At 70.0% G+C, this 9776-nt stretch carries 9 protein-coding genes; 6 read left to right on the plus strand and 3 right to left on the minus strand.

Features of this window, described 5'->3' with window-relative positions; all coding sequences use genetic code 11:
• Positions 1-785, plus strand: a 785-nt coding sequence (locus ACWEKM_RS44540; RefSeq protein ID WP_451627024.1) for an RICIN domain-containing protein, incomplete at its 5' end; no start/stop codon positions are given.
• A gap of 273 nt (positions 786-1058) precedes the next feature.
• Here the strand turns inward: ACWEKM_RS44540 and ACWEKM_RS44545 are convergent.
• Both ACWEKM_RS44545 and ACWEKM_RS44550 read right to left on the minus strand, forming a co-directional pair.
• Positions 1059-1997 carry a hypothetical protein gene (locus ACWEKM_RS44545; RefSeq protein ID WP_451627025.1) on the minus strand — a complete coding sequence of 313 codons (939 nt, stop codon included), beginning with the start codon at positions 1995-1997 and terminating at the stop codon, positions 1059-1061.
• Positions 1994-2341, minus strand: a complete 348-nt coding sequence (locus ACWEKM_RS44550; protein WP_451627026.1) for a PadR family transcriptional regulator — start codon at positions 2339-2341, stop codon at positions 1994-1996. The genes ACWEKM_RS44545 and ACWEKM_RS44550 overlap by 4 nt, the downstream gene beginning before the upstream one ends.
• Before the next feature lie 549 nt (positions 2342-2890).
• Here ACWEKM_RS44550 and ACWEKM_RS44555 point away from each other — a divergent pair.
• Together ACWEKM_RS44555 and ACWEKM_RS44560 are read left to right on the plus strand one after the other, a co-directional pair.
• A complete protein-coding gene (locus ACWEKM_RS44555) occupies positions 2891-3457 on the plus strand; it encodes a DUF6529 family protein (protein ID WP_451627027.1) in 567 nt (188 codons plus the stop codon).
• A gap of 218 nt (positions 3458-3675) precedes the next feature.
• A complete protein-coding gene (locus ACWEKM_RS44560; RefSeq protein ID WP_451627028.1) occupies positions 3676-5655 on the plus strand; it encodes a tetratricopeptide repeat protein in 1980 nt (659 codons plus the stop codon).
• Between the two features lie 25 nt (positions 5656-5680).
• Here the strand turns inward: ACWEKM_RS44560 and ACWEKM_RS44565 are convergent, their stop codons facing one another.
• Complete coding sequence (locus ACWEKM_RS44565; RefSeq protein ID WP_451627029.1) at positions 5681-7426, minus strand: translation initiation factor 2; 1746 nt, start codon at positions 7424-7426, stop codon at positions 5681-5683.
• A 187-nt stretch (positions 7427-7613) separates the two neighbouring features.
• Between ACWEKM_RS44565 and ACWEKM_RS44570 the strand changes: the two genes are divergently transcribed.
• The 3 genes from ACWEKM_RS44570 to ACWEKM_RS44580 all read left to right on the plus strand — a co-directional run.
• Positions 7614-8084 carry a hypothetical protein gene (locus ACWEKM_RS44570; protein WP_451627030.1) on the plus strand — a complete coding sequence of 157 codons (471 nt, stop codon included), beginning with the start codon at positions 7614-7616 and terminating at the stop codon, positions 8082-8084.
• Positions 8085-8364: 280 nt separating this feature from the next.
• The gene (locus tag ACWEKM_RS44575) at positions 8365-8979 is read left to right on the plus strand and encodes a dihydrofolate reductase family protein (protein ID WP_451627031.1); all 615 of its coding nucleotides are present in this window, start codon (positions 8365-8367) and stop codon (positions 8977-8979) included.
• A gap of 187 nt (positions 8980-9166) precedes the next feature.
• The coding region (locus ACWEKM_RS44580; protein ID WP_451627032.1) for an ABC transporter ATP-binding protein at positions 9167-9776 on the plus strand (610 nt) is incomplete at its 3' end.

Raw genomic sequence — 9776 nt, forward strand, 5'->3', positions numbered from 1 at the left:
CCTTCCTGGTGCTCGGCCTGGGCGACGACGACAACAGCCGCACGGTCAACACGGCACCCATCGGCGGGACAACACTCGACCCCGGCATGTCCGACAACAAGCCGACCGCCGACTACACGGCAGAATCCCCGTCGCCCTCCGCGTCGCCCACGGCCTCGGCCTCGTCGCGCCCGTCCAAGTCCGCGTCCCTGAGCGTCGCCGCCGCGCCGCTGGTGCAGGCGGTGTCGCCGACTGCCACCAGGAAGACGGCCAGCCCGAAGGCGAAGGCGAAAACCGTCAAGCCCAGCGCTCGTGAACTGGCCAACGCGGCGTCCGCGTCGACGAACGTGGGCCTGAAGAACGCCAGTTCCGGCATGTGCGCCGACATCCCCGGCGAAGAGCACGGCTCGGTCGACGGTCCGGTGAACCAGCACAGCTGCATATTGACCTCCGCGGACAACATGCTCTGGGACCTGAGAGTCTCCGACAAGAACGCTGGGCCGGGGGGAGCGAGCCTGTTCGTCGTCGCCAGCCGCAAGGACGGGCTGTGCCTGGATGTGCCCTACTACGGCACCGTCGACCACGGGACGCCGGTCTCCGAGTACTACTGCGACGCGACGACTGCGGACAACCAACTCTGGTGGCTGGCACCGCAGTCGGACGGCACCTACTGGATCCGCAACCTCGCCAGCAACCTGTGTCTGGGCGTGCAGGGCGGCGCCGCCGGCGGAGAGAACGCCAGGCTCCAGGTGGTGAGGTGCGTCGACGCACCGACCAGTGCACAGCACTGGACCCTCACCCGGTAGACCACGGCGAGCGGGACCCGACGCCGGGCCGCTGAACAAGTAGGCAGCCGACCGCTGCTCACAGCGGCCGGCTGCACTAGCGCCAGTGAGCGGTAAGAGATCCCGCTCACTGCTCCAGTCTTTCGCCCGGACGAGCACCACACATCTGCGCAGCGCCTTCATCTCTGCGCAGCGTCTTCACTGTGCAGCGTCTTTGTCCCTGCGCTGCGTCTTCCTCTTCATACGCCGTGGACGATTCGACGGCGGTCAGGCCCATGTGATGTGACGGCCCCGTCATGGACGCGTCGCGCGTCGCGTTGCCCGGTGTCGTTCCTGAAGAACCCGCGCACCGTACAGAGGCAGGGCGATCAGGCCGGCGACAGAGGCAGACAGGGCCCACCAGGGGAAGGCGCCTCGTTTGAGTTCCGCCAACTGGGCGCCGAGAACGAATGCGAGGGGGAGGGCCGTCATGAGCGAGACGGCCAGCACGACGGCGCGGCGGGAGCGGGCCACGGCGATCGCGGTGGGCAGAACGAGGATCTGGGGCACGATCGAGAGGTAGTTCTCGCGCGGATCGAACTGGACCAGGTACTCCTCCTGCGGCCCTCCGAAGGTCATGACGGCCGCGGCGGTCAGGGGAACCGCCAGGGCCAGTCCGACCAGGGCCACGGTCCAGCGGGCGCCGTTGCTCACCGGGGGAAGGTCAGGAGGAGCGAGCAGGACGAGGAGGGCGGCCACCGCTAGGCCGACAAGCGTCTTCCACTCCTGCGCGAAACCTTCGGCGCCGTGCAGCCAGCGCACCAGCGGAAGGGACGCGAGAGCACCGAGCAGCGCGAGGCCGGCGCTGAGGCGCGCGGCGGTCCAGCGGGCGATCAGTGTGAAGAACAGGATGGCGCACCATGGCGCGTAGGCAGCCGGCGCGTACATATACCGGTCCGCGTGGGGCGAGGGGGGAAGGCACCAGGCGATGAGGAGCGACAGGCTCAAGGGTGCGGTGACGGCGACTATGACGGGCACGGCGCGTGCCAGCAGGCGGCCGGTGGGGCGGGCCGAATCGAGGCGCATCCGCAGGCGTACCGCGTGGCCTATGACCGCGGACTTCTCGAGCGTTCCCGCCCGTCGGCCCTGCTCCGCCTCGACGTCGGCGATGACCGCGCTGACCTCCTGGGCGAACTCACGCCGGTAGGCGCGCGGATAGAGGTGGGTCGTCCAGTGCGTGGGCATGTCGCTCATCCGGTCGCTCCGTGCAGTGAGGGGAAGGTGACGGCGAGACGGCGGGTGGCCTCGTCGGCCGTGGACCGCAGACGCTCGGCCTCCGCGGCGAGAACCTGGGATCCGGCCTCGGTCAGGGCATAGGTGCGTCGCAGACGTCCCTCGACGATCACCTCCTCAGCCACGCGGACGAGTTCCTCCTTGAGGAGGCGGTCCAGAGCACCGTAGAGCGTGCCGGCTCGAAGGCGTACGCGGCCCTGCGAGATGGCGTCGACATCCTGCATGAGGCTGTAGCCGTGCTGAGGACGGCCGGCAAGTGCCGTCAGTATCAGGAGAGTTGGCTCCCGAAGAGGTTGATGAGTCACGCGCGCAGCATATACCGGTAGCCGATACATTCAGGTACCCGATACATCAGGACCCGGAGTTCGGCTGAGGGACATCCGTACGCGGAGCACCCCGGGCACCCCGAGTGCCCTGAGTACGCCGAGCACCCACTGGCGCTCAACCCGCCCGCGAGGCCGATTGAGTCGTCCGGCCCAACCGTTCTCACCGTTCGTGTACCTGCTGGCGCGCTGACTGGACCGCGCGGGGTCTCTTCGTACGTAGTGGCGGAGTCTGCCCGCAACGACTGGAGGGCCCCTTGGAAACCTTCGCCTCGCGACCGCCCGGGTCGACGCCGATGCCCTACGTGTCACGGTGTGCAACGGCTGTTCCAGCGGCAGAAGGACAACGATCGGCATGAGTCCGCAGCCCGCAGCCCGCCCCGGCGGCCACCGCATCCGCCCGCACCGGTCCTCGCTTCGGTCCCCGGCCGTCAGCCCGTATCACCGTCGCTCCCGGCACAGCGCTCTGCACCACGTGGTGTGCCGTCCGGCGCCAGGACGGCACAACCGAGAGCGGGGACGGCTGATCACATGAACGGCGCCGCTCACCCTGCCGACCACCGGCGGCGCTACGACGTCCTGTGGATGCTCCTGCCGGTGGCGGTGACGGTTGGCCTCTACTGGTACGGCCGGGAACACACCCCCGACTACGCAAACAGCCTCTTCGGGCAGCGCGGCAACGACGCCAGAGGGCTCAAAGCCCGACTCGGCTCAGCGCTCCTGTGCCTGGCGCTGATCCAGCTGTTTCTCGCCCTGTGGATCTACGGCCTGCTGCCCGCACTGCGCACCGCATCACACCGGGTCCACACCGCGCACCGTCTCATCGGCCTGACCGCCTTCCTCCTCTCCCTGCCGATCGCCTGGCACTGCATCACCGCCTACGGTGTCCGGCTGACCGACACCCGGGTGGCACTGCACTCGCTCACCGGCTGCTTCCTCTACGGGGCCTTCGTCGCCAAAGTCATCGTGGTCCGCCACCGCCGCTGGCCCAGCTGGGCGCTTCCGCTGGCCGGCGGCGCCCTCGTCACCGCGATCGCTCTGCTCTGGTACGCCGCCGCCTTCTGGGACCTGAACGGCTTCCATGCCCCCGGTCTGTGAGCTGGGCCCTGTCCGGGATCTCGGCGCATCCTGCGAGAGGGCCGCGGCCCCGCTCGGCGGCACGGGTGGCGCACGGGCCGGCTTCCGGGAAGGCGGAAACCCGCTTCAACAGGCCGGTGTGACCGTAGGGTTGAGTCGTGGTGTGCAGGCTGCGGGCCGCGTGAACGCTGTCTGCCACCGCTCGTCGGTCAGTGTCAAGACATCGGAGTCGGCCCCGAATGACCTATCAGATCCCGCCAGAGGCAGCCTGTTTCGTCGACCGGGAGCATGAGCAGGCACGAGCAGTGCGTGCACTCTCGGACAGCGACGTCCGATCCCGCCCGCTGTGTCTGGCACTGAACGGACTCGGAGGGGTGGGAAAGACCGAACTGGCCTTCCGTATCGCACGCTTGGGGCGGGACCGCTACCCGGACGGGGTGCTCTATGTCGACCTGGACGAGTGGCGGTGCGGGGGAGTGGTCGAAGTCGACGACGCCCTGCGGGAGCTGCTGCGCTCGCTCGGCATCGGCGGGGAGTGGCTGGGAAGTTCATTCCAGGCCCGCTGCAAACAGTACTGGACGCAGACCGACGGCAAGCGGCTGCTCGTCGTCATCGACAACGCCCGCTACGGCGCCGAGGTGGTGCCGCTGCTCCCGGCGTCCGGCCGGAGCCTGGTGATCGTCACCAGCCAGGGCCCGCTGTACGACCTGGAGGACGGGGCGGTGGTCGAGCTGCCGCTGGGCCCGCTGGAGGACGGCCATGCCTTGGAACTGCTCCGGCAGGTCGTAGATGATCCGCGACTGGTCGTCGAGCCGGAGGCGGCGGCCGGACTGGTGCACCTGTGTTCCGGCCTGCCCGCGGCGCTGCATGTCGCGGGCCGTTGGATGCGCCGCCACCGACGCCGTCCGCTGGAGCGCCTGCTGGCCGAGCTGACCGCGGAACTGCACGACAAGGGAGTGGCCGTGGTGGAGCGAGTATGGGACGCGGCTTACACGACACTCGGCCCGCAGGCCCGGCTGCTCTACCGGCTGCTGGCCGCCATTCCCTCGGCCTCTTTCACCGCCGACAGCGCCACAGCGCTGCTCGGCCGCGGCCGTGAGGCGGCGGACGAGGCGCTTGAGGAACTCGACAGCGCCGGTCTGCTGGATCTGCGGGGCGAGCGGATCCGTCTGCCGGAACTGCTGCGCGCCCACGCCGCCCGCTGTGCGCAGCGCGAGGAGGCGCACGACCAAGAGCGCGCCGAAGGGCAGCGGCGGATCGTGCGCTGGTATCTGCGCCAGGCCCAGCGTGCCGACACCGTTGCCGCCGGGGCCCGGTTGACACTGGCTGCCGCCGTGCCACCGGCCGAGGACACGCCCGACGTGCCCTTCGAACGGGCCCTGTCCGGGCAGACGGCTGTCGGCCGGGCGTTGGACTGGCTGGAGGCGGAGCGGGCCGCTCTGCACGGATGCGTCCAGATCGCCTACGCCCGAGGTCTCGACGCGGAGGCGTGGGCATTGTGCGAGCCCTTGTGGACGTACTACCTCGACCACCCGCACGGTACCGGAACCGTCGAAGCGTTCCGCACCGGCGTGTTGGCCGCCCAGCGCGCCGGACATGTGCCCGCCCTGGTCCGCATGCGCTGCCAGTTGGCACACCCGCTGTGGGGACAGGGGGATTTCGACGGCGCCCGGCAGCAGATGGAGCAGGCACTGAACGCGGCACAACTCCTGGGAGAATCGGACACCGACCGCAAACTCGCCGCGTCCGCAGCGGAGTTCCGTGGCATGCTCCGCCAGGCGCAAGGAGACTGGGTCGGCGCAGCGGCCGACTTCCAGACTGCCCTGGAGACACACCGCGCCATCGACAACGCCTACGGTGTCATGCTCCAGACCTACCGGTGGGGAGGGGCACTGGCCGCTGCCCAGGAGTGGGAGCAGGCCGCCCCGCTGCTGGAGCGGGCCCACGACATGGCCGGTGACCTGGGTCGGGAACGTATGACGGCGCGCACCGGTTTCGCCCTCGGCGGGGTGTTGCAGCACCTCGGGCAGATCGATCGGGCCCGTGAACTGTACGAGGCGGCCCTTGCCGGAGCCCGTCAGCGCAACGCTGAGCATGACCAGGCCCGTATCCATGACTCGCTGGCCGCCTTGGCCGAAGACACCGGAGACGAAACCCAGGCAGCACAGCACCGCGAGAGCGCGCACGCCATCCGGTTGCGCAACGGCGCCTTGTCCTGACGGCAGAAGACCGTGTCTTGACGCTCTAGAAGACGGTGTCTGCCTCCACGGCGGTCGCAGGGGTGATCTCGGCCCGGAAGGACTGGTTGCCGACCGAACACATCAGCGACGCGGATCGGGTCTCCGACCCGGATCGGCCCTGTAGCCAGACATGCACCGCGCTGAGCACGGTGGCCGGATCGCCATATATGACACGGCCGTTGTCCCGGCAGGGGCCGATACGCACGGCCAGCAGCTGGCCCGTGCGCCTGCGCACCAGGCACAGCGACGGGGTCACGACGGCCGCGGCGGTACGGCAGCCCGGATACTCCTCCAGAACACGGGCGGTCCAACCGTCGGCCGTCCAGCCGGTGCTGTGGAGGCCGGCCGCGGGTTCGGCGGCGCGTCGGTACAGCAGTGACGCGCTCTGGATGTGCCGCTCGTCGGCGAAACCGTATTCGGCGGCCAGATGGTGCGCCGACAAGCTGGTGTGTACGGGCAGGCGTTCCACGGTCAGGTGGGAGCCTTCGTGGCGGACGCGCACGGCGAATGCCGCGGGCCGGTATCCGGCCGGTCGGGGAGGCGGCAGAACCCGGGCGTCGGCGGGTACCGGCGGCGGTACGAGATCCAGCAGCCGGTATATCTCCTCGCGCAGCAGCTCCAGTGCATTCCCCTGCTCGGCGAACACGGACTGCGCCAAGTCCCGCACCGCGTCGGGACTGTGTGCGGCCAGCGCCTTCTCCAGGCCGTGCGAACTCGTCTCGCGCAGCCGTGGGCCATGCTCCAGGAACTCGGCCATCGGCGTTCCGGCGATGAGTTCCGCACCACCGTCGTAGACGCCGATGAGAGGCCGGTCCAACGCGGCCGCGTACAGAGCGGCGGACCCGTGATCGGTGAGCACGGCGTCGGCCGCCACGAGGACCGCGGCCCACTCCTCGTACGCCTCCGGCAGCACGAGACCGGAGCGCAGAGCCGGCGAAAGATGCTCGGACAGGTCGAAGGCACCCCTGCAGCTGCGCTCGTTGGGATGCACGACCAGCGCCACCTGATACGCGTCGTACGGCAGGGCGGCCAGCAGATCGGTGGCCAGCGACGGACGTCGGCGGAGCAGCGACTCCGGACCCCATGTGGAGGTCAGGACGACCAGTGCCCGAGCGCCGGTTCCCAGCGCTGCCCGATAGCGCTCCCGCAGGGTACGGGATGCCAGTACCCGTTCAAGCGTGGGATCCCCCACGACCTTGGCCCGCGCCGCCGCCTGTGTACTGGCCGCGGCCAGACGGGTCACCTGACTGGGATGCGCCAGCGCGTGGAAGGAGGCCAGGACACGGCCGCCGGGCAGCAGATACACCGGGTCCAGGCCGGACGCCGTACCCGCTCCGGAGCCCTCGCCGGGCACACTCTTGCCGAATCCGGCACCGTGCGGAAGCAGTACCCGTGGCCCGCGCAGCAGCCCGATGTCCCCTTTCGGGCTGGTGGCCAGCACCAGGTCGTACGAGCGACGGGAAGCCTCGCCCCATGCGACCGTGCGGGCCCCGGCACGCTCGACGGCGCTCAGCGCGTCCACGCCGAAGTCGGAGCCCGGGACAAGGGTGTAGGTCCGGCTGATGCGCTCGTCACCGGCGAAGACGGGCAGCACATCCAGGAGCCGGTACAGCGCGGTGGCGGACCGGGCCGCAAAGAGCACCTCACGCCCGTCGCCCGTCGCCCGTCGCCCGTCGCCCGTCGCCCGTCGCCCGTCGCCCGTCGCCCGTCGCCCCAATTCTCTTGATTCTACTGGCGGGTGAGGCGTCATGCTTGGGTTTCTCCCTGATCAGAGGGGCTTCTTCCCTGGACGGCATAGGCAGATCGTACCGGCGGGGCCTCGCAGGCCGGCCTTGGCGGGTACCGTCCGACCTTGGCCGGGTGCCGGCTGACCTTGGCCGCGTACCAGTCGGCGGGATCGAGACGTCTCGCGCCGAGCTGCCGTGAAGAATGAACGCATGACAGAGTGGGGAGTTGCGCTGCTCGCGGCCGGGTCGGCGCTGTTCGGGAGTCTTGTCACCGGCTGGTTCGCGCGTGGAGCCGGTGAGCGGCAGGCGGAGGCGGCACGCCATGCAGGCAACCGGCAGGCGGATGCCATGATCGAGACAGCACGTATGACCCTTGAGGAACAGCGGGCGGCTCGTCTCCATGAAGCACGGCGGCAGACCTATGCGCGGTTCCTTGAGGCGGCGGAGGCCACGCTCTTGACCCGGCGTACGGGAGAGGGGCACCCGGCGGACCGCCCGGGACTCCAGCGGGCGCTGGGCGCCGTTCTGATCGAGGGCCCGGATGAGGCGGAGCGTGCCGCACGCCGGTTCGCGGGTCTCGTGGGCGCAAGCAGCAGTTCCCTCGACGAACTCGAAGACGCGAGGCGGGAGTTCGTCGCAGCGGCTCGACGCGCGTTGGGACTGCAGGGTGGGCTGAGCTGAATCGCCTTCGCGACGGGAGGCGTCCCGCCGGGTTCATGGACGGCTGCGTGTTTGAACGCGGTGATGGAACGCGGTGCTGGCCTGGTTGTTGCGTCGCAGCGGTGACCGGACGGCCTGCGTCAACTTCGCCGAACCGCTTGCCAGCGGTCCCGCATCGCAGGCTTCCCGGCACTGATGCAAGATCGGCGCGATCGGCCTGAGCAGCGTCACTCTCGACGGCCTGCGCCGCGGCTTCATGCGTCGGCGATGACTTCGGGCAGCGGATCGAGTCTGTCCTGGCATGACTCGAATCATTGCTGACATCTCAGTCTCCCTCGACGGCTTTGTCACCGGACCCGATCCCGACCCGGACAACGGTCTGGGCACCGGCGGCGAGGCACTGCACACCTGGGCGTTCTCCGACGACCCCGACGACCGCCGGCTGCTGCGCGAGGGGGCAGCCCGCTCGGGCGCCGTCGTCCTAGGCCGCCGCCTCTTCGACGTGGTCGACGGGCCGAATGGCTGGGACGACACGTCCGGCTACGGCGCCCGCGAGGTCGGCAAGCCCGCGTTCATCGTCGTGACGAGCTCGCCGCCGGAGTCGGTGCGGCTCACCGACCTCGACTGGACGTTCGTCACCACCGGTCTGCCCGATGCCGTCACCGCCGCGCGCGAGCGCGCCGAGGCGGCATCGTCGGTCAGCGGCAAGGACCTCGACGTCGTCCTCATGGGCGGCGGCGCCACGATCGCCTCGGCGCTCGACGCCGGGCTGGTCGACGCGCTGTCGCTGCACCTCGCGCCCGTCGTGTTGGGCGCCGGGACGCCACTGTTCACCGGCGGAACGCCGCGAACACTGGTACAGCGGAGTGTGACCTCGACATCGACCGCGACGCATCTGACCTACGACGTCCTCTGACGACGTCGTTGCGGAACTTCGCAACGAGGGATCACGAGCACGCGCCAATAGCTGTCGAGACCCTCCCGTTCGCCGTCCGGCCTCGGGTTATCCCTACCCTCGATCCGCCAGCAGCCGCCATGGTCCGCGATGACCGTGATCCGTAGCTTCGAGTTATCGGCACGAGAAGAGCGCGAGAGGATGGAACATGAGGCTGCGCAGCGGCAAGCGGCAGAAGACGGACGACCGGCCGGTGGCCCAGGGCACGCCCGGTCTCGCCGTCGAACTGCGGGGCGTCCGCCGTCAGTACGGTCGCGGTGCCGGTGCCGTGCATGCCCTCGCGGGTGTCGACCTCGCCCTGCCGCGCGGCACGTTCACCGCGGTCATGGGGCCGTCCGGGTCCGGCAAGTCCACGTTCCTGCAGTGCGCCGCCGGGCTCGACCGGCCGTCGGTCGGCTCCGTTTGTCTCGGCGGTACGGAGATCACGGGCATGAGCGAGAACAAGCTCACCGAGCTCCGCCGCAGCCGACTCGGCTTCGTCTTCCAGGCGTTCAACCTGCTGCCCTCCCTCACCGTCGAGCAGAACGTGCTTCTCCCGCTGCGCCTCGCCGGACAGCGCCCCGACCGCCGCCGCGCCACCGCGGTGCTGGCCCAGGTCGGGCTCGCGGACAAGACGCGCCGCCGCCCCGGCGAGCTCTCCGGCGGCCAGCAGCAGCGCGTCGCCATCGCCCGGGCCCTGGTCACCGGCCCGGACGTGGTGTTCGCCGACGAGCCCACCGGCGCCCTTGACACCGGCACGGCCGCGGAGGTCCTCGGAC

The sequence above is a fragment of the Streptomyces sp. NPDC004752 genome, from assembly GCF_053601275.1.